The organism is Alteromonas oceanisediminis (assembly GCF_018474025.1).
In the GTDB taxonomy this organism is placed as follows: Bacteria; Pseudomonadota; Gammaproteobacteria; order Enterobacterales; family Alteromonadaceae; genus Alteromonas_E; species Alteromonas_E oceanisediminis.
The window spans coordinates 110137-135078 of the sequence record NZ_JAHCTA010000007.1 but is presented as its reverse complement, the minus strand read 5'-3'; the positions used below and the strand labels follow the sequence as shown (position 1 = coordinate 135078).

The following is a 24942-nucleotide window of genomic DNA, read 5'->3' as shown; positions in this document are numbered from 1 at the left end:
CAATCCTCGTTAGCGATTTGGCTGGCTGAACAGATTGACCGCGCACTCACACATTTCATCAATGTGTGTGCGGTCTGCGTAGATCCCATCGATTAACAGGCGGGCAATACCATGCAATGTGCCCCAGGTAACCTGTGCTAACCGAAGCGTATCTTCATTGGCCGGCATTAAGCCTTGTTGTTGCCAGCGTTTGGTCATTGTAACCTGATGTTGAAAGCTAGGATAGGCCACGCTTTTAAGAGACTCTGTGGGCGTCGCATTTTTCCAAAGCGTGCGCCCGAACATAAGTTCATATAACTGCGGGTTGTCAGCAGCGTAGTTGATATAATCGTGTACAAACTGGCGTACTTTATCTCTATCTTTGACCTTGGCTTGGTTAAATATACGCTCTGAAGTGGCATGCCAGCGCGCGAAACCCTGCTCTGCAATAGCACACAATAAGGCATTTTTGTCTTGGAAATGATGGTAGAGCGCTGTTCGAGATACCCCGACCGCGTCTGCAAGTTTACGCATTGACAGTCCATCAATACCTTCAACGTGTAGCATTTCACTCGCTTTTATCACCAATGACTCGCGCAGATTGCCATGATGATAAGGGGATTTATCAGCGCGCTTCGACATGCGTTTCCTAAACCGTGTAAATCAAGCAATAATCAACTTTCGATAGCATAGCATTTTTGCCGCGAACGGCAATCTTGACACTGTCAAAATTAGCCGATATGGTGACACTTTCGCATCGTCGCCTTGAGGATTTTGCTATGACTACCGCAGCAGCGCTTTCGTTTAACAACTTAACCACTATGACGGTCTCCATTGAACACCATATTGCTCATATCCAGCTTTCTCGCCCCGATAAGCTTAACAGCATGGTGCCGGCCTTTTGGCAGGAGTTACCGTCGGTTGTGCGATCTATTGATGAACATTCTGCGGCTCGGGTGATTGTAATCTCTGCGCAAGGGAAGCACTTTAGTGCAGGAATGGATTTGAGTGTATTTGAAAACATGGCCAAGGACTTCAGTGGCGAACCAGCACGTCGCGCTGAACGCTTGCGCCGTATGGTGTTTGAACTGCAAGACAGTTTTAATGCGTTGGAAACGGTCAGAATGCCGGTTCTGGCGGCGGTTCATGGTGGTGCAATTGGCGGAGCGGTTGACATGCTTAGCGCTTGTTGTAGCCGTTATTGTACTCAAGAGGCGTTTTTCTGTATCAAAGAAACCCAAATAGGCATGACCGCTGATTTGGGAACACTGCAACGCCTTCCTCACATTATGCCGCATGGGCTTGTACGAGAGTTGGCGTACACAGGCAGAAATTTGAGTGCTGACGAAGCACTTCGGTGCGGCTTTGTAAATCAGGTGTTTTCTGACCCAATCGCGCTCCTAGAAGGCGTTATGAGTATCGCAAAAGCGATAGCGGCGAATTCTCCGATGGCAGTGCATGGCTGCAAGGATATGATCACCTATGCGCGCGACCACAGTGTCGCCGACAGCTTAAATCACATGGCAACATGGCAAGCCGGTATGTTTCAAATGCCTGATGTTCATACCGCTATACAAGCACAAAAAGAGCGTAAACCCCCTCAATTTGATGAACTTCATACGCGTTTTAGCCGTTTGTAGTTCGCTTTAAATACACTGTTACCCTAGGACCAAATTATGCAAGCACACATCGACCCCGCTGTGAGTACCCACAAGCAGAATGAACACTATCCACACCTGTTCAGGCCGCTGGATTTGGGTTTCACAACGTTAAAAAACCGCATATTAATGGGCTCAATGCATACGGGCCTTGAAGAGGCCCCCAACGGTCACGAGCGCATGGCGGCGTTTTTCGCTGAGCGTGCGCGTGGCGGCGTAGGTTTAATCGTGACCGGGGGCATTGGGCCCAACGATGAAGGCGCGACCCACGCCGAAACTCACAGGCTGGACTCCGATCAAGCGGTAGAAAATCACAAAATTGTGACTCAAGCCGTGCACGATGCTGGAGGCAAGATTTGCATGCAAATCCTGCATACAGGGCGTTATGCCTACAACAAAGATTTGGTTGCGCCGAGTGCGGTCCAAGCACCGATTAATCCGTTCAAGCCTAAGCCATTAGATGCCGACGGCATTGAAAAACAAATAGAAGATTTCATTTTTACCGCGAAGCAGGCGCAGCGCGCCGGCTACGACGGTGTTGAAATTATGGGATCAGAGGGATATTTCCTCAATCAGTTTATTGCAGCGCGCACCAATCACCGTGATGATGAATGGGGCGGCAGTTACGAAAACCGTATTAAGTTGCCAATTGATGTGGTGCGTCGAGTACGTGCGGCTGTGGGTGACGAATTTATTATTATCTATCGATTGTCGATGCTCGATTTAGTCGAGGGCGGTTCAACCTACGATGAAGTTGTCCTATTGGGCAAAGCGATTGAAAAGGCGGGGGCAACGATTATCAATACGGGTATCGGCTGGCATGAGGCAAGGATCCCCACGATTGCCACCAAAGTACCACGTGCGGCGTTTACTTGGGTAACGGCTAAGTTTCGTGAGGCATTGTCGGTGCCGGTGATCACCTCAAACCGCATCAACATGCCCGATGTGGCAGAAGCCGTGTTGGCACGCGGTGATGCGGACATGGTGTCGATGGCACGCCCGTTTCTCGCGGATGCTGAATTCGTTGTTAAAGCCGAACAGGGCAGAGCGGATGAAATTAACACCTGTATTGGCTGTAACCAAGCCTGCCTTGACCATGTGTTCTCTGGCAAAATGACCAGCTGTTTGGTTAACCCACGCGCCTGTCATGAGACAGAACTGGTGATCCAACCCGCGACGCACACTAAACATATAGCGGTTGTTGGCGCCGGCCCCGCAGGTTTAGCTGCGGCCACAACAGCGGCGCAGCGAGGCCACAAAGTCTCGTTGTATGATGCGGATGCCGAGATTGGTGGGCAGTTCAATATCGCCAAACAGATCCCTGGTAAAGAGGAGTTTTACGAAACGCTGCGCTATTACAAGCGCCAGCTTGAGCTGCACAATGTTGCCGTGCATTTGAATACCAAAGTGACGCCGGATACGTTGAATCAAGGCGATTTTGATGAGGTCATTCTGGCTACCGGGATTTTACCGCGCACGCCAGCGATTGAGGGAATAGATCATCCCAAAGTATTGAGTTACATCGACGTTATCAAACACAAAAAGCCGGTTGGTCAGCGAGTAGCTGTGATTGGTGCCGGTGGCATTGGCTTCGATACCTCAGAGTTTTTGTCGCATGGTAAAGCGACACCCAGCACCGACATCCCGGCGTTTATGAAAGAATGGGGGATTGACATGTCGTTCAAAGCCCGTGGCGGCGTTGAAGGTATGCAGCCACAGCCTGAACCTTCGCCACGTGAAATTTACCTGCTGCAACGCAAAAGCAGCAAAGTGGGGTCTGGTTTAGGGAAAACGACAGGCTGGGCACATCGTGCAGGGTTGATGATGAAAGGCGTTCACATGCTCGGGGGCGTAAGTTATGAAAAAATCGATGACGCTGGCTTGCATATTACGGTCGGTGAAGAGGCACAGCTACTCGACGTTGATAATGTCATTATCTGTGCAGGGCAAGAGCCGCTGCGCGCATTGATTGAGGGCTTACAAAAGCCGTATCATCTTATCGGCGGCGCTGACGAGGCTGTTGAACTTGATGCAAAGCGAGCAATCGATCAAGGCACGCGCCTCGCTGCTAGCCTGTAAGGCGATTCATGATATGTTGTTTCGGTTACTCAGCGTGTGGCCGAAGCAACAACTGCGCCTCTTGCTGATCGATACGGAAATCATACTGGCTCAGAATGTTCATGCCCAGTAACCCTTGGGGCGCTCGCTCGCTGTCATCGCCCATCATTTGCGACGGAATGATCATGACGGCCACATCGTCAAAGCGCAATGAGCCCATACTCAAGGTCTTCACGGTAAACATGGGTGATTGAATAAAGCCCGCCGCAGTATTGACCTTAAATATACCGATAAACTCAGACGCCACGTGTCGATTTAAGCGCGCCCAGCTGTCTGCCGTGATCGCCGTTGTTGACGCACCAGTATCCAACATTAAACGCAGGGGGCGTGAATCGATCCGCACATCGACCATATATTGATTGCCAATGCGATCCAGTGGAACGCGCTGCGCTGACTGGTCGCTTTGTGAATCACCTAGTTCAGCGAGTTGCTGGTCTGGATCCTGAGGTCCAACCCGTTGCTGGCGCATGAGTATCTGGCGGATAGACGCGATGGCTGGATCGTCATTGGGTAATGCCGCCAGAGTGTTTTCCATCATCACGGCATTTGCCTGCTGAGCATAGGCTTCGGCAAGCAATACCAAGTAACGTCGTTCATCCGGGGCAATCTGTACCAAAGGTTCAAGCAACTCCGCCAACAAGTTCCAGGCGCGCTCAAAGCGCAACTGTTCGCTGGCATTTTCAAACCGTTGGCTGATCTTTTCGTTGACTTGGTCGCGTTGTTCACGGTTCAGGGGTAAATCAAGTAAACCATAATAATGTACTAGCGCGACCGACAAGGGTTCAGTCCGCGCGATCACTTCGGCTTCTATCATCAAGCCTTCAATATCGTGGGGGTAACGGCGCAAATAATCGCGCAGTTTCGCGATCAGACTTGGCCAATTATCCTCGCGCAACAACGCATAGAGCCGTTCAAGCTGTTCGGTTTTGTTGGTGGAGGATTCGGCATTATCCTGCGTCGTTGACGTGGCTGGAGCGAAAGTGTCGACGGCATCCTGCTCGCCTGATCGATCGGACGCAGACAATGTTTCTAACGGTTGCCCAGTTGAAGAGGGCAATGATATTGAAGAGGGCGCCACACGCGCTAACTTTTGCCAAAGCAACAGGTTCAAACCCACAGAGACTGCTAGCGACAGCAACACCAAGATGCGAAGCACACGCATCAGTTAGCCTCCGCTCGATGTTGTGGCGCATCTGATACCATCGCACCGGCATAAGCGGACTTGAACGCTTCTGGCATACGCTTGGGTGCACCACTGGAAAGCGCAATACACACAAAATCGGTGCGCGCAGTAAACACAGGTTTACCCCGTGTGCGGCAGATAAACTCAAACTGGCGTGTTAAGTTTAATCGGCTGTCGCATTTCACTATCCACGTAGCGCAGGCAATTGTTTGACCGGTATGGCAAGGCAATAAATAGTCAACCTCGTGCCGTCGTATCGCCATACCGCGATCGAGTGAGCGATATTGGTCGATACTCAAGCCCAGTGCGTTGCTGTGCAACCACGCTAACTTTTCAAGTTGAACGATATACGCCACGTTATTAACGTGTCCGTAGTGATCAATAACGTCGGCCTGTATTTCCCAGTCAGCGACAAACGGTTGAGGCAATGGCCAAACTAGTTCACTCATGCAATTGGCTCATCCGGCAATGGGTTCTTCTCCGGCGAATAACTATCATCACATAGCACTCGCATAATGTGGCGTTCGCGGTCGACGATAGGGTCCAGAAAATCGCGCACGTCGCCTAATTGTTTAAACGCCGCAAAGCCGCGCTCTAAAAATTCGTGCAGCGTCAAAACGCCCGCGACTTTAGCGGGCTTGCGCGCTAGTTTGATCAGCATACTGATCCCTCGAACTTTCACCACGTCAGCGAGTAGCATGCCAAGATGGTCAACAATGTCGATTTGAGTGGCGCGATCATCACAGCGCCCCACGTCGCGATACGCGTTGGCATACAACTCAGTATCAATATCGCTGGGCGATTTAATGTCGGCGTTACGACGCTTCACCATCGCATTCACCATGTCCAGATCCAGATCGAAGGACAAGGCATTTAGCCGCAGTGCGTCGTTCAGCGCGTTCAGTGCTTTCTCTGGTAATACGGATGATAACTTAGGGATCACCCGGCTGAGGTCTTTGTCGCGCTGACTAAAATCCTTAGGCCCATAAAGCTCGTCGACAAAAAAAGTCATGGCATCGGCAAACTCAGGCTCTTGTTGCAAATCAGCATGAGTGGTTAATAAGCGGCGACATTGCCACTCCTGTAGCGCGTGAACGGCCTCTAAGCGGCCCATTTTTTGTGCCAGATCGCGGCGTGCATTGACTTTATGGATATGCTGGATGATATGGTCAGAGGTAAGTGACACGGCGTTTTTCATACAAGTTGACAGACCGTTAGGTTGGCGCAACTTGCAGAGTAATACAAGCGCCAAGCAGTTTCTGTTAAACTGCCCGTCAGAATTTACTCACTGCGATCCAACGATAGAAATGACCCGCGTTGCACCCCATGTATCTCAATTTGCCGTGTTGCCGACAGCGGAAGTAGAAGAAACCCAATGTGTGGATGAACTGATAACCCTTTTTAATCAAACCTTTAAAGCGCTAAACACGCGGTTAGTTCGCGGCGCTGGCGAGCCAATTTATCTGCCAGCCGATGCGCAGGCTCACTATCATCGTATTGAATTTGCGCACGGCTTTTTTAACAGTGCATTACATGAAGTCGCGCACTGGTGCATAGCCGGAGAGCAGCGTCGACAGCAGGTTGATTACGGCTATTGGTACTGCCCAGACGGGCGGAATGACGAACAGCAGCAAGCCTTTGAGCAAGTTGAGGTTAAACCGCAAGCGATTGAATGGGCGTTCAGTACTTCTGCGGGGCGTTTTTTCCGTGTCAGTACGGATAATTTGGCGGGGGTCGAGCCTGATCGCACGGCGTTTGCGCACAAGGTGAGCAATGCACTGCAACACTATCTTCAGCATGGCTTCCCCTCACGAGCGCACCAGTTTATTGATGCACTACACACTCATTATCAAACGACGCCACTCACGCTGGAGTTGTGCCTGTTGCACAGTAAGGATTTCAACTGATGCAAAGACGTTTCAAGTTAGGATTAATCGTCAATCCTTTTGCGGGTCTTGGTGGCGCTACGGCGTTGAAAGGCAGCGACGGGAAGGCCACACGCGAGCTGGCACTTAAACGTGGCGCCGAGCCTCAGGCGAATCAAAAAACGCAGCGTGCATTGAGTGAAATTAAACCGCATAGCGAGGATGTCACTATTTTCACGGCGGCGCGGAACATGGGCGAAACTGTTGCGCAGGAACTGGGGTTTAACACGCGCTGTGTTTACACACCCAGTGAAACGCAGACCGAAGCGTCAGATACGATTGCCACGGCAAAGGCACTATTGGAAGAGCGAGTGGATATTATCGTTTTTGCGGGGGGGGATGGTACAGCCAATGATGTGTTTGGCGTTGTAGGCAACACCCTCCCTGTTTTAGGTATTCCAGCCGGTTGCAAAATTCACTCAGGCGTTTACGCTGTGTCGCCCACAACCGCAGGTAAGGTGCTTGACATGATGATCAAGGGCGAATTGGTCTCCGTGCGAGAGGCGGAAGTGCGAGATATTGACGAAGATGCATTTCGCCAAGGGCAGGTCATTGCTCGTCAAGTTGGCGAAATGCAGGTGCCGGAAGAATTGCGCTATGTGCAGGCCGTAAAGATGGGCGGCAAAGAAGTGGACGAGCTGGTGATCACGGATATCGCAGACTATGTGCGAGAGTTGATGGATGAGCACCCTGACACGCGTTTCGTGATGGGCTCCGGCTCGACCATCGACGGTATCATGCAACATTTTGGTTTAACCAATACGTTATTGGGCGTTGATATCGTTCAAGGTGATCGTGTTCTTGCGCAGGATGTTACCGCTGCGCAGTTGATGACGCTGGTAGAACAACATGCACCGATTAAAATCGTGGTCACTTTGATTGGTGGGCAAGGGCATATTTTTGGTCGCGGAAATCAACAGCTCAGCGCTGAGTTTATTCAGCGCGTCGGCAAACAAAACATCATCGTTGTCGCGAGCAAATCTAAGCTGCAAGCGCTTTCGGGAAGACCTCTCGTCGTTGATACCGGAAACGCCACTGTCGATGCTATGCTATGCGGGCACATTAATATTATATGCGGATACCGCGACCATGTGCTGTATTCCGTCACCGACTTTGTAAGCGAGTAAAAAGAACGATGTCAGATTTTGTATCCCATGTGGACAATATGGAGGCAACCCTACTGGGCGCTGTCAATAATCAGGATGATCATGCGCTCTTTATTGCCAGTTATCTGCATGGTCACTTCGACGTGGTCGTCAGCCGTGTTATCAGTCACGCTGAACCTTCACTTAAGCTGCTGGACGAAACGATGCGCAGCAGTTTAGCCGGCGCATTTTCTAATCAGGAATTGATAGAGCAAGACCAACAGCAAGTGTTGACCTTGTGGGATAGTCTGATGCAGGCTGAACAAACATTGCCATAACGACTAAAGCGGCATCAATTTGCCGTAGTTTGGAGAGGAACTTGAGCGCAAAACGGCAAGCGCTGGTAAAAAAACGGGTAAAGGCCGATGTGACCGCGCAAGTTAGCGCTGTGCACGCTGGCTAAGTTCTTGCTTTACCTTCTCGCACGTTAACGTGTTAATCACGCGAGTGAGACCTGTAATGATGAATAACTGTCGTATCTACTCTGCCAGTAAGTGGTTGTGTTTCTTGTCAATACTGCTGTTGGTGGGCTGCGCTCAAACGACTGATGAGATGGCCGCTAACCAATCGCAGCGCGCCACTGTTCCCCCGGCGCTGGGAAATGTAGAACTGCATACACACGAGCTTGCAAACGAACTGTTTATGGGCGTGAGACAAAATCGGCAGTCACGCTACGCCGTCGTGGGTTTTGTACCTGTTACGTCGATGGAGTATGACCGGGCGGCGCAAGGACCATTGATGCTGTTGGGTCACCAGCTTGAGCAGGGCTTGATGACTGAATCGGCGCGTCGTGGTTTGATCACACAAGATTTTAAGGTCTCAAACGATATTTTGATCAGCGATGATGCCGATCGGGTGTTAACGCGAAATATTGAGCAGTTGAGCGGTGTTGAAGTGGTGGATTTCTATATAACCGGCACTATCGTTGAGCAACAGGAAGGCGCTATCGTTAACGCGCGAATTATCAATGCACGCTCTAAAGATGTGGTTGCTGCGGCAACGCGTTTCTTTCCGGCAGCGCTGTTTTGGCAACGTGAACAAGTCACCACACGTGCCGGGAAAATCTACCGTACGGCAGATGCCCTTTAACTTTCACTTCAATGGTTGAACACATTATGAAACACACACCAATGCCTTCTATACTGCGATTCGCTGTGTCGGTCATCGCGGCGTTTAGCATGCTGGGTTGTTCAACGTCGCCGGACGTCGATACCGCTGCTCAGGCGAGTACCATCAATGATACCCCGGCGGGCATGCAAGTCATTGATATTACTGGCGGAGCAGGGGGCGATAGGATTGTGAGTGCGGACAACAGCAATTCACAGGATAGCGATTCTGCAGAAAGCTTTGGTACCTTTGGCCAACCGCCGGTGTATTCCAGTGTGCAAGGCGCTTACAAAGGTCGGCCATTGACCAAGCATGTGGGTGATTACGTGAAAAATCTTACCCAGGATTTGATTGGCAATATGGATCACATCACCACCAGCACCCCCATTGCGGTCACGCATTTCGCTCTGCTCGATAGCAACCTTCAGGAAACGAACTTGCTGGGTCAGCAAATGGCTGAATCCTTTGTCCATGAGTTGCACAAGTTCCGCATCCCGGTGGTGGACTACAAAGCGACTGATTATGTGCGCGTCACAGAGGCGGGTGACTTTATCTTGTCACGAAATTATCTGGAGTTAGACACCGAACTGCCCATGGATTATGTGCTAACGGGCACCATGACAAAGCATCAGGGAGGCTATCTGGTGAACGCGCGTGTACTCGGTTTTCGTACAAAAAATGTGGTCGCCAGCGCGCAGATGTTGCTGCCGTTTTATGTGGTTGACGCGCTCATCCCGAGTGAGAGCAGTGGCAATGAAGTTAGCGGTACTGTGAAACTGAAGAAAGGCTAAACTACGTTCCGCGCTTTAAAGCCCTGATCAGGTAGCGGTTGGGGTTAAGTGCACTCAATAAGGTGTTCGCCATCGGCAGCGGTTCGTTAAGCAACTGGCTTGCGAGAATGTCAGCCATCAGAGGGGAAGTGGTTAGTCCTCTTGAACCCAATCCCGTCAAGACAAACACGCCAGACAGGTTAGCCGGTTGTTGCGGGAGTCGCTGTGGTCGTTTTCCGCCATAGTCGCGATACTGGTTAGCTTGTTCTTCCACGTCAGGCATGGCGCCCACCAAAGGCAAGTGATCGGGCGTTGAACAACGGATCGCAGCGCGGCCTTGCCCCTCACTATTGATATTGTCTAGCCAGGCCGCCTCAGGCAGGCAGCGTCGATGTGTGGATAAATTTTGCTGGGTCTCATCTTGCCGATAATGTGTATCAATATCATTTTTTACATAGGTCGAACCCAGTGCATGATAGCCATTAAATACCGGTGTCATATAGCCTTTATGACATAGTACAGTGCTTAACGGTGTGAGTTGTGCATTTGTCTTGATCTGTTCCACCTGACCTCGTGTGAGCGCCACCGGAAGGTTATTAATGTGATTGATGTGTGCGCTGTGATGCCCCGTGGCAAACACCACGGTTGCAGCTTTTTTCACCGACTGTTTACCGCGGGAAGTGCAGTGCAGCTCAACCACTTCGTTTGCGCCTACGTTCACGCCATCGACCGAAGTCTCCATGGAATAGTCAACCGTGATTAACGCTTCCGCCGCCTTGAAAAGTGCACTAACCAGTTCCGGTGGGCTTACCCAACCCGCACTTGGAATAAATATTCCGCCTCTTTCCAACGGAATCTGGGCAATCTCTCTAGCCTGTTTGGCGTTCACTGGGTACAACAGTGTGCTCGGCCATACCCCTTTATCGATGAGATTATTCTGGCGCTTAGCGATTTCTGCGCTGAAGTTGAGTAACAGCGCTCCACACCATTCATGTGCAAAGTCGAAGCCTTGCGATAGTAATTGTTGATAAACTCGTTTCGCGTACAAAAAGCTGGCAAGTTGAATTTGACTGTTGTTACTGGCGTCTGCGGTGAGTTGCGGATAGAAGCCGCCCTGAGGATTGCCGGAAGCGCCCATCGCCATATGGCTATCCTGAACGACGATATGGCTGCTGATGCCACGTTTCGCCAACGCATAGCACAGATTAGCAGCGGCCAGACCGCCGCCGATAATTGTCACCGGATGGCCCTGCGCCGTCGGCGGCGTTATGGTTTCAACGGAGCGATTGTAGAAAGGTTGGGGATGTCGAACAGGCAGTGTCGTATCAGTTTCATTCACTCTGCCGGCCAGCATGTCGCGTTTGCGGCCAAACCCTTTACGTTTTTCAACGTTAAATCCGGCCTGTTGTAAACCGCGTTTCACAAATCCAGCGGCGGTGAATGTGGCAAACGTCGCTGTACTTTTACTCAAGCGTCGCATGTGTGAAAACAGGCTGTCTTGCCACATGTCGGGATTCTTACTCGGTGCAAAGCCATCCAAAAACCAGGCATCAACAACACCTTTATTCCCCGCATGCCATTGCGGTAACGTGTTTAACACATCACCTATCCACACATCCAAAACGAATCGCGTTCCGTTAACCACGGTTTCAAATCGATGGCAGCCTTGTACGTTAGTCAGATCGCAGCGAGTCAAAAATGGCTGTAAACTAAAATGTGCAAAGGGTTGTAGCGCTTTTATTAAATCAGAATGAGTCAGCGGAAACTTTTCCGTGGATATAAAATGAAGCTGAGAAAGCGGCGAGTTAGGGCATTGTTGACGGAAACTCAGGAATTGCTCGGCAACGACTAAAAAATTCAGGCCCGTGCCCAAGCCGGTTTCTGCAATGACGAAGTGCGGACCAGCACTTTCTGACCAGCGCTGCCACAACTGATTATTTTCTACGAACACGTACTGGCTTTCAGCAGCGCCATCCTCTTTTGAAAAGTAAACATCGTCAAATTCGTTGGCAAAGGGGCTGCCACTTGGGTCAAATTGAATTTTAGCGTAAGGTTGTTGCACAGGTATGTCGTTAAAGCGTCATATAAATGTTCATCACTTATGATAACGTGATCGAGTGCGAAAGAGCAGACCAGTTTTTCGCAATAAATCGTTACACTACTGGCGTTTAATTTTTCAGGTGAACTATGAGAAGAGCAGTTATTACCGGCATCGGGATTGTTTCCAGTATTGGAACGGATGCACAGCAAGTGACCGATTCACTGCGCAAGGGTAAATCGGGCATCACATTTTCTGAACAGTTTGCAGAAATGAAAATGCGCAGTCACGTTTGGGGCAAAGTCGACATTGATTTGAGCGAGCATATTGATCGAAAAGCATTACGCTTTATGGGAGATGCAGCTGCCTACGCTTACATCGCGATGCAGCAGGCAATTGCCGACTCTGGACTGAGTGAAGCGCAAATCTCTAATCCGCGTACGGGTATTATTGCTGGCTCAGGCGGCGCTTCGTCGGTAAACCAAGTGGCTTCGGCGGATATTTTACGTGAAAAAGGCGTAAAGCGAGTCGGCCCTTACATGGTTACGCGTTGTATGGCCTCTACGGTATCTGCCTGTTTGGCCACGCCATTTAAAATCAAAGGGATCAATTATTCCATTTCTTCTGCCTGTGCGACCAGCGCGCACTGCATCGGCAATGCCATGGAGATGATCCAACTGAATAAGCAAGATGTGGTATTTGCCGGTGGCGGCGAAGAGTTACACTGGACCCTAAGCAGTCAATTTGATGCCATGGGGGCGTTATCCAGCAAGTATAACGATAACCCTAGTGTCGCATCACGGACGTATTGTGCTCAGCGCGACGGCTTCGTCAGTTCAGGCGGTGGCGGCATGGTTGTGGTTGAAGAGCTGGAACATGCTTTGGCGCGCGGTGCGACGATTTACGGCGAAGTGGTGGGGTACGGTGCAACTTCAGACGGGTATGACATGGTCGCGCCGTCCGGTGAAGGGGCTGTGCGGTGCATGCAAATGGCGATGCAGCATCACAACGGGCCGATTGATTATTTAAACACCCATGGTACCTCAACGCCTGTGGGTGATGTTCAGGAGTTAAAAGCGATCCGTGAAGTGTTTGCCGATAAATCACCGCCTATCAGTGCCACTAAATCGCTGACAGGCCATGCACTCGGTGCGGCTGGCGTGAACGAAGCGATCTATAGCCTACTGATGATGAAGCACGGCTTTATTGCGCCGTCGATCAATATTGAGGAGTTGGATGAGCAAGCCGCTGGTTTGGATATCGTCACATCAACTCGCGAAGCGACATTAAATACGATCATGTCGAACAGTTTTGGTTTTGGTGGTACAAACGCCACTTTACTGATGTCACGTTATCAGGATTAATTCAAATTAAAGCAACTCCACAGCCCGCCTCAAGCGGGCTTTGATGCGCCATCATTCATGGGGTTTAATGCCTGAGTGGCTCAGCATTCCAATCGCCCAGCGCTTTCAGCGCATCCATATCAAGTAGTGAAATACGTCCATAGCGCTGCTGGATCAGGTTATCCTGCTGCAATTGTTTCATCAGTTGATTAACCGTTTGCCGTGACATGTTAAGCATCATCGCCAGCGTTTCCTGCGACGCATGTATCTCCGTATTATTCGCCGCTGCTGGGGATTGCCCAAAATTAGAGGCCAGTAAAATCAAGCGCCTGGCGAGTTGTTGCCGTGGCGTCAAGCTTGCGCTGGCGTCAATATAGCTAAACGTTGTGCGTAATCGAGCGCATAGCATCTGAATAAAATAACCATGCACTGCCGGGTAGTGTGCAAGCAGCTCATGAAAATGCTGGCGACTCATAAACGCTAACTGCGCATTGCCTTCGGCTTCCGTGTCGTGCGTGCGTCCCTTGCCGTCGAACATCGATATTTCACCAAACCAGCTTCCCTGACTCAGGTAGGCCAGTACCATCTGTTTGCCTGATCGATGCAAATTGCTGACCTTAACACGGCCGCTCAGTACGCAGTGGAATCCGTCACCCTCGTCACCTCGCGAGTACAGCCGCTGTCTGTGCGAGAGTTCGAGCACGCGAATAGCGTGTAAAACGAACGTACGGCTGCCGTGGCAAAGTTGCTGAAACCAGTCGGTGCTGGCCAGAATGCGTTTTTGCGGTTCAGATAACAAAATCATAACATTGTCGGATCCACGACAGTTTTACCACGAAAACCAGCGTACATTATTACATCAGTAAACTAAACCGTTTCATTTAGGAGTCTTTCAATGTCATCTTCAGTTCAACAATCGGTCAGTGTCGATGAGTGGAATATGCGTGTTGACCTTGCTGCATGTTATCGCATGGTTGCCCATTACGGGTGGGACGATTTGGTCTTTACGCATATCTCGGCGCGAGTGCCGGGCCCGGAGCATCACTTCCTCATTAACCCTTATGGCTTATTGTTTGAAGAAGTCACGGCGTCCAGCTTGGTGAAGGTAGACCTTCAGGGGAATAAGGTAATGGACAGTGAATATGAAATAAATCCGGCTGGATTTACCATTCATAGCGCAGTTCACGAGGCGCGTGATGATGCAAAATGTGTTTTGCATTTGCACACCACGGCAGGGATCGCCGTTTCAGCACAGGAAGACGGTTTACTTCCCTACAGCCAGCAATCACTGTTTGCATTGGCGTCTTTGTCGTATCATGATTACGAAGGCGTGGCGCTTAATCCGGATGAAAAAGTGCGACTGGTTAACGACTTAGGCGACACCAATTTTATGATCTTGCGTAATCATGGTCTACTTACGTGCGCTGATAGCGTGGCGGATGCATTTTTGGGAATGTTTATATTGCAGCGCAGTTGTGAAATACAGATTCAGGCACAAGCGAGCGGTGTTGAATTGAGGGCAATCCCTGCACCGATTCTCGCGGGTATTCGGGCCCAAGCTGACAAGGTAACACGCTCCGCCGGCGGTTCTTTGGCGTGGCCTGGCATATTAAGAAAGCTTGAACGTGACTGCCCTGACTTTAAAAACTAGGCGAAAGCGATGCCTCAACCTGATTTAGCGCAACATGCCAAGCACGCACAGTTTACATCGCTGTTAGGGCATCGCATTGCCTACTGGCGTCATGGTGATGTGGGGCGGCAAACTACCGTTGTGTTTATTCATGGGTTCCCCAGCGCAGCGTGGGACTGGCATAATCAATGGCAGGCCCTGAATAAATCCCATGCGCTATTGGCGATGGATTTACTCGGCTTTGGTTTTTCCGATAAGCCTCATCCGTATCGTTATTCGATTATTGAACAGGCAGACATCGTGTCTGAGTTATGCGTGCAGCAAGGTATTTCACGCTGCTTTGTTGTCGCGCATGATTATGGAAATTCAGTCGCTCAGGAATTACTCGCCCGACAAACTGAGCACACACTGCCATTCGTGATTGAAAAGCTCTGCTGGCTCAATGGAGGGCTGTTCGCCGAAAGCCATCGGCCGTTGCTTACGCAAAAGTTGCTGCACAGCCCGTTAGGCCCATTGATAGTGAACCTCATGAGCAAGGGCACTATGGCACGCAGTTTTAGCAAAATATTTGGTGCCGCCACGCAACCTAAACCGCAAGAAATAGACATACTCTGGACACTGCTGAACCATCATCATGGCCGCCGTGTTCTGCCCGCTTTGCTGGACTATCTTGACGAGCGCCAAACGTATCGTGATCGCTGGGTTACGGCGATGCAGCAGGTCGCTAAAATCAACCGGCAATCGCTGTGTTTTATCAATGGGGTTCACGATCCCATCTCTGGCAAACATATGCTGGATCAGTTTCGTCGTTGCGTACCTGAGGCTGAGACTGTCGCGTTGGATGTGGGTCATTATCCGCAACTTGAAGTACCACACGAGGTCAACAATGCGTTGATTGCATTCTTGAACGCTGACAAATAGTGGCAGAAGGTGGTTATTTTTGTCGTCAAAAGCACAGGCTTTGATTACACTCAAACGTATGAAAATACTGTACGACGATAACATGCCCTTTGCGGCGGAATGTTTCAGTTTGCTGGGCGATGCGCAGGCGTTCGATGCGCGCTCAATCACTCCTCACGATCTGGATGATGTCGATGCGTTAATCGTACGGTCCACATTATCTGTAACACCTGATTTGCTCGCCTTTGCCAGCCAACTCAAATGGGTTGCAACAGCAACGGCTGGGTTTAATCACCTGGATACGGCCTATCTGGAAAATAACGGGATACGCTGGTCATCAGCGGCGGGTTGCAATGCGGTGGCAGTTGCTGAGTATGTCGTTAGTACACTGTTCAATTGTGTGCGTGATGAAGAGGATCCCTTGCACGCACTACAAACCAAGACGGTAGGGATTGTGGGGGCCGGTCATGTTGGTAGCGCGCTGGCTGAAAAGTTGACGGCATTGGCTATTCCGTTTTGCTTATGCGACCCACCATTAGAGGATACGCACGATCCGCGTGCCTTTGTAACCTTAAATGACGCCGTGCGCTGTGATTTTGTGTGTTTGCATGTGCCGTATGAGTCTGATGGTGAGTATGCCACCAAAAACTTGCTCAATGCGCAGATATTGAACAATATGATGCCGTCACAAGTGATCATTAATGCCTGTCGCGGCGGCGTAGTCGATGAAGCTGCTTTTTTGCACCAATCCAACACGCAGCCAGACAGATGTCCTCAACTCATTCTGGATGCATGGCAGGGAGAACCTAACATCAACGTTGAGTTGCTGGCGCGTATCGCAATGGGCTCGGCACATATCGCCGGTCATTCGATTGAAGGCAAAGCGCGCGGCACTTTTATGGCCTATGCCGAGTTATGCCGTTTGCTGGATAAAAACCTAAAACTGCGCTTATCGGACGTGTTGCATCAGCTTGAACCTATCGTGCTATCGGCTGCTGAGCTTGATGATCCCAGCACGCTGCCGAGACTGATCTTTTCGCTATATGATATGAGTCACGACGATAGGCTTTTGCGTTCAGCAATGGCACAATCAGACAGTCCTGCCTCAGCTTTTGTTGCGTTGAGAAAACACTATGCTGTTCGACGGGAGTTTTCGGCTCAACCACTCATTGTGCCGCATCATTTATTACAAGCAAAAACGGTTCACCGGCTGCGTCTTTTAGGATTTCCGTGCAGCGATACTGATTTAAATTAGGAGAGCAATACCTCATGTCACAAGCCTATGATGTTGCCGTATTAGGGGCAACTGGTCTGGTCGGTCAAGCGATGATCGATATACTTGAACAACGTAACTTCCCGGTTGGAACGTTGTATCCGCTCGCCAGTGAGCGTTCAGCCGGTGGTAGCATCACTTTCAAGGGAGAGGAAATTGAGGTTCTAAATGCCGACGAATTCGACTGGGGTCAGGTTCAGCTTGGCTTTTTTTCCGCGGGTGGAAGCGTGTCTGAAAAGTTTGCACCTATCGCAGCCGATGCTGGCTGTGTGGTCATCGACAATACCTCTCATTATCGTTATGAGCCTGATATCCCTTTGGTAGTGCCTGAAGTCAACGCACATGCGCTAGCTGATTTTAGAAATCGCAATATTATTGCCAATCCGAACTGCTCTACGATCCAAATGATGGTTGCACTGAAACCTATTCATGATGCGGTGGGCATAGAGCGCATCAATGTGTGCACTTATCAATCTGTGTCGGGGGCAGGAAAGTCCGCTATGGATGGTTTAGCCCAGCAAACGGCAGCGCTACTTAACGGTAGAGAAGTAATTACAGAGGGTTTCACGCGCCAGATTGCCTTCAACGCGATCCCGCAAATCGATGTGTTTATGGATAACGACTACACCAAGGAAGAAATGAAGATGGTGTGGGAAACCCACAAAATCATGGGTGATGACACAATTCGTGTTAACCCAACAGCAGTGAGAGTACCGGTTTTTTATGGGCATGGCGAAGCGATCCACATTGAAACTCGCCAGCCAATCGACGCTGAAGGGGTCAAGAGTCTGTTAATGAACGCACCTGGCGTTACTCTCTACAGCGAGCGGGAGGATTACCCAACACAAGTGAGTAAAGCCAGTGGTAACGATTCTGTGCACGTGGGTCGTATTCGCAATGATGTCTCCCATCCGAATGGCATCAATTTGTGGGTCGTATCAGATAACGTACGAAAGGGGGCTGCCACTAATAGCGTACAGATTGCTGAAGTGCTGATCCGCGATTACTTGTAGCGTCTGACGTCGGTGGCGAAAACCATTTCAGTTTGGGTGTACTTGAGCCGATAACACCATGTCAGGCACAATAGCCGGGCGAACTTATCCATTGTACGTTATGCGGTGGTTAGTTAGCCCGTTCTAGTTTATAGTTTGGGTGGCCAATGCAGCCTCGCTGTGTATGGAATAACTCTTGCTTACTGAACTTTAGGTGCGTCAATATAACGGCGTAGGCAGCAATAAAAAACGTGTAGTCAGCACGTTACTAAGAAGAATAAGGAACGCGATGAGATCAATACCCGGGCTAATGATGAGTGTGGTTTTCGTCATCGTTTTTGCCGTGGTGACTGACACCTCAGCGCAAACTTCCAGTGTTCAAATTAAAGGCCCTCGAGATGCCCAAGGCCAGTATTCTGGGGCTGAGTACGGGCCAATCGATCCGTCAGATACGTTGTGGCGGATTGCCAGTCGGTATCGGCAGAATAATAATCTCAGTATTTATCAAGTCATGGTCGCCATTTACGACCTTAATCCAGACGCTTTTGAACAGCAAAATTTAAACTTGCTTGTTGATGGCGCTACACTGAGATTGCCCTCAGAACGTTACATTGCGCGAATAGACCGCGAAAAGGCGAGAGCACGCGCTGAACGTGACGATGCGGCTCTACGCAATCAAAGCGCGTCAGCAACCCCACCGCAGTCCAATAATATCAAACCGCCCGTCGAGCTCGTCAACAAAAGCGACTTAACGGATACGAAGAATCAACTCGAACAAAAGCTCACTAAGCTGGATGAGCAGCAACTCCAGCAGTTTGAGCTGTTACGGCAAGAATTTGCCTCTTCAATCGATGGTGTGCAGTCTTTAATTGATGAAAATAGAAAGGTTTTCGAACGTCTCGACGCCGTCAACGAAGACCTACTTAATTTGCGCGCCAAGGTTGATGAACAGGTACAACCGCAAATCGACCAGCAACTCGCGTTACAGCAAGAGCTGTTGGACTTGGTGAAAAGCCAGCAAGCTAAACAGCAAGAAAAAGAACAAGCGTCGTGGTTGAATGCCCTGACCAGTCCGCTAGCACTCATTATTGGCTCGGGTTTGTTAACACTGGGTTTGGTTGGCGGTTTTATCGCTTGGTTATTTAAGCGAAATCGCAGCTCGCAGGCTGGCAGCTCCGAACCTAACGCTCAACCTATCCCTGAGACTGCCGCACAGGCAACGCAAGCACCGGTCAACGACATGAGCGATGCGCTGGTAGACGATTTGGCCACGCCTGATGATGCTGATGATTTGTTCAATGACGATGAACTACTGGATGACGTTTTATCCGAGGAGTTAGGCGAGTCACTGGACGACGCAGTTGAAAGCGAATTGGATAGTTACGCCGACCTTAGCGACGAGATGTTGGTACCAGACGATTCAGACGATGGCGACAGTCTATTCGATGACGATGAGGATGAGTTAAGCAAAGAGCTTGATGACGTGGATATGGATGAGTTGGACGGTATCGATTTGTCTGACGATAACGAGATCGATCTGTCCGATAGCCTCACGGACGACTTAGATGATGAGCTTATTGATGAACTTGATGTTGAATCTGCGCTGACAGAAGACAGTATTGATGATCTATTCGATGAAGATGATATCACTGATCTTGATACGGATCTGATTGATGAATTGACGGGCGATGATGAAGAGGATACAGCAGAGGAACCTGAGACATCAGCCGATCAGGACAATGACACGCTCAGCGCACCAATCGACGACGATGAAGAAAAACCAGAAATTAGTATCGACGATTTGCTGGAAGAGCAGAATCCGAGCAATGCACCCGCGGGTATTGAGGTAGACACTGAAAATGGTGTTTCGGGGCAAATGCTTGAGCAATTAGAAAGTGAAATTGCGACCCAAGGCGCTGAGCTGGACAAGGTAACGGATGAAATCATCGGTGAGCTTGAACAGCTTGAGATGATGCAGGGTATGATGGGTGATGACGACTTCATGGATGAGGACGACACAGATGAAACCGTGCTTGAGGGACGCGATGTTCAGGAGAGTATCCAAACCCTTGATGAATTTGCCAGCGACATTGATCCGCTCGATGATATGGATGATGAAGACGGTGCAAGCGACCCGCTCACTGATGAACTTTTGGCCGAACTGGAAGCAGAAAATCCACCAGAAGCCACCAGTGATGAAAACAGCGATGACGATGATATTACGGTTGAGGATGTTAGCGACCCGTTAACTGACGAGCTCCTTTCAGAGCTTGAAGCTGAGCAAGACTCCAATGACAGTGCGGCTGATGCGCTCAGTGATGAGTTATTGGCAGAGTTAGAAGCCGATGCGAATGACATTGAGTCGGATGCAGATTTTGACGCCGAAGAAACGTCTGTCGACGAGGTTGATAGTGACGTCCCCGACGAAGTAACAGACGAGCTGTTAGCTGAATTCGATCTAGATGATCAAGCAGATAAACACGACGAAGTAACCGTCGAATCAGACAGCGCAGAGCCTGAATTAGAATCGGCCTCTGAAGAAGAGATATTGGACGTTGATGGTCTGGCCGATTCGGTCGACGAAGCAGAAGTAGAAGCGGAAGCACGCAGCGCAGAGCCTGAACCAGAATCAATGTCTGAAGAAGAGATATTGGATGTTGATGGCCTAGCCGATTCGGTCGATGAAGCAAAAGCGGAAGCAGACAGCGCAGAGCCTGAATTAGAATCGGCCTCTGAAGAAGAGATATTGGACGTTGATGGTCTGGCCGATTCGGTCGACGAAGCAGAAGTAGAAGCGGAAGCACGCAGCGCAGAGCCTGAACCAGAGTCAATGTCTGAAGAAGAGATATTGGATGTTGATGGCCTAGCCGATTCGGTCGATGAAGCAGAAGCTGACGCAGTCAGTGCAGAGCCTGAATTAGAATCAACGTCTGAAGAAGAGATATTGGATGTTGATGGTCTGGCCGAGTCGGTCGATGAAGCAGAAGCTGACGCAGGCAGTGCAGAACCTGAACTAGAATCAACCTCTGAAGAAGAGATATTGGATGTTGATGGCTTGGCCGATTCGGTCGACGATTTAGACGACATTCCAAGTTTTGCGCATGATCAAAGTGACGCTGGTGCTGAGCAGGCTGACGATACGATTGATGACAGTATCTTAGATACTGAGTTTGACGAGTTCTCGCTGGACGATGACGATACTCAAAGTTTGCCTGAACAACAAACTGACGCGGCATCTGATGCTGATGAACTATCAGACTTACCGGGCTTAGATGATTGGCTAAGCGACGAAGATGAAGACGATAACGTTGTTTTAGAAGAGATTGAGGGCGCTGATTTCGATGAATTGCTCAATAGTATCGATTCGGAGGTCAAGGGCGAAACTGAGCTCAAACTGGATAACCCTGATCTTGATCTAGATGCGCTGTTTACCGATCCAGATGATGCAGAGAGTGACTTGGAGCAGTCTGAGAATGACTTTGTTGATGTTGATCAACTGCTGGAAGAGAGCGAATTGGACGACGGTATCAGCGCTGACGAGACCAGCCTGAATTTAGAGGCTGCTTTATCTGAGTTTAGCGGAATAGGCGACGACGATGTCAGCGTCGACGTAGACAGCGGCGGTAGTCATTCTGCGAATTTGGATTTAGCCCGCGCATACATTGAAATGGACGAAACTGACGCAGCCATTGAGCTATTGAACGATGTGGTTGAATACGGCAACGCTGAGCAACAGCAAGAGGCGCAAGATATTCTGGCGGCGATGAACAAAGGCGCTTGATTTACAAATCCTGTCACCGCAGTTGGCGCACTGATGCGCTCTGCGGTAAACTCCTGCCCCACAATCATTTCTATCAAATACACGAGGTTCGCATTGCGCATCGTTTTAGGTGTTGAATACGATGGTGCTGAATTTTGCGGTTGGCAGCGCCAAGCTGATGTGAAGACAGTGCAAGGCGCACTTGAGCAAGCATTGAGCAAGATAGCCAATCAACCTATTGGTGTGCATTGCGCCGGACGCACTGACGCGGGCGTCCATGCAACCGGCCAGGTGGTGCACTTCGACGCACCCATTGATCGCCCCGATCGAGCATGGACCATGGGAGTTAACACTAATCTACCTGACGGTATTGCAGTGCGATGGGTGAAACGTACAGGAAAAGATTTTCATGCCCGTTTTTCAGCGATTACGCGTCGTTATCGCTACGTCATTCAAAACACACGATTGCGTCCCGGTATTTTGAATGGCGGGATCACGCACGAATATCGCCCTTTAGATGCAGACATCATGCACAGCGCCGCACAATGTCTGGTGGGAGAGCATGACTACAGTGCGTTTAGAGCCGCTCACTGCCAATCGGCATCTCCATGGCGTCAATTAAAAAACATTTCCGTCCGTCGTTTGGGCGAGTACGTCGTTATCGATGTGGAAGCGAACGCTTTCCTTCACCACATGGTGCGCAACATTACCGGCTCATTGATTGTGGTGGGTTGCAAGGAGAAACCTGAAGGGTGGATTAACACGCTGCTGGAATCCAGAGATCGTACTCAGGCTGCGCCCACTGCAAAACCGCATGGCCTGTATTTGGTCCAAGTTAATTATGCAGCAGCGTACGATATTCCGTGTTACCGACCAGGCCCCCTGTTTCTCTCCTGACTTCTAAGACCAGTTTTATTTTTCACCGTGTCGCATAGTGTGGTCTAATAAGTACATAAAAGTCGACACAACAACAGGACAGTATTGAATGAGCTGGATACAAAAGATCCTTCCACGTACACAAACCTCGACGAAAGGAAATGTTCCCGAAGGCGTTTGGACAAAATGTTCTGCCTGCGACGCAGTATTGTACCGCTCTGAATTGGAAAAGTTGCTTGAAGTGTGTCCAAAATGTGATCATCACATGCGCATCAAGGCTCGCAAGCGTATTGATAGTTTGCTCGACGCAACAGACAGAAAAGAATTAGCAGCCGATTTAGAGCCGCAAGATGTGCTTAAATTTAAAGATTCAAAGCGCTACAAGGACCGGATTGTCGCCGCGCAGAAATCGACTGACGAAAAAGACGCAATGGTCGTCATGCGCGGTAAAATCAAAGGAATGCCGGTGGTGGTAGCCTGTTTTGAGTTCAGTTTTATGGGTGGCTCAATGGCGTCAGTTGTGGGGGCGCGCTTCGTGGCGGCCGTGAATGAATGTTTAGAGCACAACATGCCGCTCATTTGCTTTTCAGCCAGTGGCGGCGCGCGCATGCAAGAGGCGCTATTTTCACTGATGCAAATGGCCAAAACCAGTGCCGCATTGGCTAAAATGAGCAAACGCGGCTTACCGTTTATTTCAGTGTTAACCGACCCTACGATGGGCGGCGTATCAGCCAGCCTTGCGATGCTAGGCGATATTAATGTGGCGGAGCCGAAAGCGTTAATTGGTTTTGCTGGGCCTCGCGTCATCGAACAGACGGTACGTGAAACCTTGCCGCCAGGCTTTCAACGCAGTGAGTTTTTGCTCGAAAAAGGTGCTATCGACATGATTGTGGATCGCCGAGAAATGCGCGACACGTTGCATTCGTTACTCACAAAACTACATCGACATTGATGAATCAGTCGAATTGGCCTCTTGCTCACTGGTTAGATTACCTTCTCGCGATCCATCCCACCGAAATAGATATGACGCTCGATCGTATTCGACGCGTCTATCAGCGGTTTCAGCTTCAATGGAACAGCACGACTGTGATCACAGTGGGCGGAACCAACGGCAAAGGGTCGACTTGTCGATTTCTTGAGGCCGCTCTGCAAGCCAAAGGTTACAAGGTTGGCGTATATAGCTCGCCGCACTTGATTGATTACGAAGAACGCATTCGCATCAACGGTGATAACGTCAGCGCGGATGATGTGTGCCAAGCCTTTCTGCGTATTGAAAGGGCCCGAGGCGACGAAACACTCACTTACTTTGAATTTGGTACGCTTGCTGCGTTGTTGCTGCTGAATAATGCACAGCCAGATTATATGATGTTGGAAGTGGGCTTGGGCGGGCGGTTGGATGCCACTAATATTATCGATGCCGATATTGCTGTAATAACCTCGATCGGGGTTGATCACCAAGCTTACCTGGGCGATACGCGATCGCTCATAGCGATTGAAAAAGCCGGTATTTTTCGCCCCGATATCCCGCTCGTGATTGGTGACGCTGATCCACCGGATACGTTAACTGCTGCCGCTCGCAAGCTATCCAACAAGGTCTTGCAAAAAGGCCATTCGTTTACCTTTACGCAGCCTCATGAGAACGCATGGACGTGGCGGTCCGATGAGTTTCAACTTTCGGCTCTGCCGTTGCCGATGCTACCTCTGGAAAATATGGCTACCGCATTGGCGGTGCTTCAGCAATTGGGGCATCTGGCATGGTTTACTGAGCATGCCACCGAACTGCATCGTTTACTTCAGGAAACCAAGTTACCTGGCAGGCTGCAATGGCTGAAGCAAGCCCCGAACTGGTTCGCAGACGTGGGTCATAATCCGCATGCTGCACAACATTTGCGTAAGCAATTGGAACCTGTCCTAAGTGGCGGAACACTTTACATTATCGTCGGTATGATGAAAGACAAAGCCATTGAAGAAACCCTGTCGCATTTTTTTGACCTGCAACCGCGTTGGTTAACCGTCAGTTTAGACAGTCCTCGTGCTGCAAAATCACACGAACTGGGGCAAGTGCTTGCCAGTCAGAGAGTTGTCGGAGAGTTTGACTCCGTCGAATACGCCGTTAAAGAACTCAAGTCGATGTTACGCCCCGCTGATACGGTGTTAGTCTTTGGTTCCTTTGTTACTGTCGCTGATTTGTTGACATTATCAGGTCAACAACGCCTATAATATTGGCATTCGCTGAGCTGAGGTA

The 24942-nt window shown here is 50.0% G+C and carries 22 protein-coding genes; 16 read left to right on the top strand and 6 right to left on the bottom strand.

The genetic code is table 11. The features are described 5' to 3' along the window. Nucleotides 1-9 precede the first annotated feature (9 nt). Nucleotides 10-621 carry a TetR/AcrR family transcriptional regulator gene (locus KIU71_RS13550; RefSeq protein ID WP_214131826.1) on the bottom strand — a complete coding sequence of 204 codons (612 nt, stop codon included), beginning with the start codon at nucleotides 619-621 and terminating at the stop codon, nucleotides 10-12. Between the two features lie 137 nt (nucleotides 622-758). Between KIU71_RS13550 and KIU71_RS13545 the strand changes: the two genes are divergently transcribed. Next, entirely contained in the window at nucleotides 759-1619 is an 861-nt protein-coding gene (locus KIU71_RS13545; protein ID WP_214131825.1) for a crotonase/enoyl-CoA hydratase family protein, read from the top strand. A 36-nt stretch (nucleotides 1620-1655) separates the two neighbouring features. Continuing rightward, nucleotides 1656-3716: an NADPH-dependent 2,4-dienoyl-CoA reductase gene (locus KIU71_RS13540; RefSeq protein ID WP_214131824.1), complete on the top strand. Its 2061-nt coding sequence runs from the start codon at nucleotides 1656-1658 to the stop codon at nucleotides 3714-3716. 25 nt (nucleotides 3717-3741) lie between these two features. Here KIU71_RS13540 and KIU71_RS13535 read toward each other — a convergent pair whose 3' ends face one another. From KIU71_RS13535 to KIU71_RS13525, 3 genes are read right to left on the bottom strand one after another with little or no spacing between them, the layout of a single operon-like run. Next, nucleotides 3742-4917 (bottom strand): retropepsin-like aspartic protease family protein, encoded by a 1176-nt coding sequence (locus KIU71_RS13535; RefSeq protein WP_214131823.1) that lies wholly within the window; start codon nucleotides 4915-4917, stop codon nucleotides 3742-3744. After that, a complete protein-coding gene (locus KIU71_RS13530; RefSeq protein WP_214131822.1) occupies nucleotides 4917-5387 on the bottom strand; it encodes an acyl-CoA thioesterase in 471 nt (156 codons plus the stop codon). The genes KIU71_RS13535 and KIU71_RS13530 overlap by 1 nt, the downstream gene beginning before the upstream one ends. After that, nucleotides 5384-6136, bottom strand: coding sequence for an FFLEELY motif protein (locus KIU71_RS13525; RefSeq protein WP_214131821.1), 753 nt, complete (start codon nucleotides 6134-6136; stop codon nucleotides 5384-5386). Before KIU71_RS13525 ends, KIU71_RS13530 begins: the two co-directional genes overlap by 4 nt. Nucleotides 6137-6167: 31 nt before the next feature. Between KIU71_RS13525 and KIU71_RS13520 the strand changes: the two genes are divergently transcribed. From KIU71_RS13520 to KIU71_RS13500, 5 genes are all read left to right on the top strand, one after another. Beyond that, nucleotides 6168-6845: an elongation factor P hydroxylase gene (locus tag KIU71_RS13520; RefSeq protein ID WP_250207506.1), complete on the top strand. Its 678-nt coding sequence runs from the start codon at nucleotides 6168-6170 to the stop codon at nucleotides 6843-6845. Further along, on the top strand, nucleotides 6845-7990 hold the full coding sequence (locus KIU71_RS13515) for an ATP-NAD kinase family protein (protein ID WP_214131820.1): 1146 nt from the start codon (nucleotides 6845-6847) through the stop codon (nucleotides 7988-7990). Before KIU71_RS13520 ends, KIU71_RS13515 begins: the two co-directional genes overlap by 1 nt. A gap of 8 nt (nucleotides 7991-7998) precedes the next feature. Next, nucleotides 7999-8286, top strand: a complete 288-nt coding sequence (locus tag KIU71_RS13510; RefSeq protein ID WP_214131819.1) for a YfcL family protein — start codon at nucleotides 7999-8001, stop codon at nucleotides 8284-8286. Nucleotides 8287-8467: 181 nt separating this feature from the next. Further along, nucleotides 8468-9097: a FlgO family outer membrane protein gene (locus KIU71_RS13505; protein ID WP_250207505.1), complete on the top strand. Its 630-nt coding sequence runs from the start codon at nucleotides 8468-8470 to the stop codon at nucleotides 9095-9097. Between the two features lie 26 nt (nucleotides 9098-9123). Continuing rightward, nucleotides 9124-9906 carry a FlgO family outer membrane protein gene (locus KIU71_RS13500; RefSeq protein WP_250207504.1) on the top strand — a complete coding sequence of 261 codons (783 nt, stop codon included), beginning with the start codon at nucleotides 9124-9126 and terminating at the stop codon, nucleotides 9904-9906. Between the two features lies 1 nt (nucleotide 9907). Here the strand turns inward: KIU71_RS13500 and mnmC are convergent, their stop codons facing one another. After that, complete coding sequence (gene mnmC, locus KIU71_RS13495; protein ID WP_214131818.1) at nucleotides 9908-11947, bottom strand: bifunctional tRNA (5-methylaminomethyl-2-thiouridine)(34)-methyltransferase MnmD/FAD-dependent 5-carboxymethylaminomethyl-2-thiouridine(34) oxidoreductase MnmC; 2040 nt, start codon at nucleotides 11945-11947, stop codon at nucleotides 9908-9910. A gap of 125 nt (nucleotides 11948-12072) precedes the next feature. Here mnmC and fabB point away from each other — a divergent pair, with 125 nt between their 5' ends. Continuing rightward, on the top strand, nucleotides 12073-13287 hold the full coding sequence (fabB, locus tag KIU71_RS13490) for a beta-ketoacyl-ACP synthase I (RefSeq protein ID WP_214131817.1): 1215 nt from the start codon (nucleotides 12073-12075) through the stop codon (nucleotides 13285-13287). Nucleotides 13288-13351: 64 nt separating this feature from the next. On the opposite strand, the gene KIU71_RS13485 is transcribed toward fabB, so the two are convergent. Then, on the bottom strand, nucleotides 13352-14071 hold the full coding sequence (locus tag KIU71_RS13485; protein WP_214131816.1) for a Crp/Fnr family transcriptional regulator: 720 nt from the start codon (nucleotides 14069-14071) through the stop codon (nucleotides 13352-13354). A gap of 90 nt (nucleotides 14072-14161) precedes the next feature. On the opposite strand from KIU71_RS13485, the gene KIU71_RS13480 reads away from it, so the two are divergent. From KIU71_RS13480 to folC, 8 genes are all read left to right on the top strand, one after another. Continuing rightward, entirely contained in the window at nucleotides 14162-14917 is a 756-nt protein-coding gene (locus KIU71_RS13480) for a class II aldolase/adducin family protein (RefSeq protein WP_214131815.1), read from the top strand. Between the two features lie 9 nt (nucleotides 14918-14926). Further along, complete coding sequence (locus KIU71_RS13475) at nucleotides 14927-15817, top strand: alpha/beta fold hydrolase (protein ID WP_214131814.1); 891 nt, start codon at nucleotides 14927-14929, stop codon at nucleotides 15815-15817. Nucleotides 15818-15836: 19 nt separating this feature from the next. Then, nucleotides 15837-17051: a 4-phosphoerythronate dehydrogenase gene (locus KIU71_RS13470; protein ID WP_214131813.1), complete on the top strand. Its 1215-nt coding sequence runs from the start codon at nucleotides 15837-15839 to the stop codon at nucleotides 17049-17051. A 14-nt stretch (nucleotides 17052-17065) separates the two neighbouring features. Further along, nucleotides 17066-18082: an aspartate-semialdehyde dehydrogenase gene (locus tag KIU71_RS13465; RefSeq protein ID WP_214131812.1), complete on the top strand. Its 1017-nt coding sequence runs from the start codon at nucleotides 17066-17068 to the stop codon at nucleotides 18080-18082. A gap of 268 nt (nucleotides 18083-18350) precedes the next feature. Continuing rightward, the gene (locus tag KIU71_RS13460; protein ID WP_214131811.1) at nucleotides 18351-21842 is read left to right on the top strand and encodes a FimV/HubP family polar landmark protein; all 3492 of its coding nucleotides are present in this window, start codon (nucleotides 18351-18353) and stop codon (nucleotides 21840-21842) included. 93 nt (nucleotides 21843-21935) lie between these two features. Beyond that, nucleotides 21936-22718 (top strand): tRNA pseudouridine(38-40) synthase TruA, encoded by a 783-nt coding sequence (gene truA / locus KIU71_RS13455; RefSeq protein WP_214131810.1) that lies wholly within the window; start codon nucleotides 21936-21938, stop codon nucleotides 22716-22718. A gap of 88 nt (nucleotides 22719-22806) precedes the next feature. Continuing rightward, the gene (accD, locus tag KIU71_RS13450) at nucleotides 22807-23649 is read left to right on the top strand and encodes an acetyl-CoA carboxylase, carboxyltransferase subunit beta (RefSeq protein WP_214131809.1); all 843 of its coding nucleotides are present in this window, start codon (nucleotides 22807-22809) and stop codon (nucleotides 23647-23649) included. Beyond that, nucleotides 23649-24917 carry a bifunctional tetrahydrofolate synthase/dihydrofolate synthase gene (gene folC, locus KIU71_RS13445; protein ID WP_214131808.1) on the top strand — a complete coding sequence of 423 codons (1269 nt, stop codon included), beginning with the start codon at nucleotides 23649-23651 and terminating at the stop codon, nucleotides 24915-24917. Before accD ends, folC begins: the two co-directional genes overlap by 1 nt. Nucleotides 24918-24942: the final 25 nt, after the last annotated feature.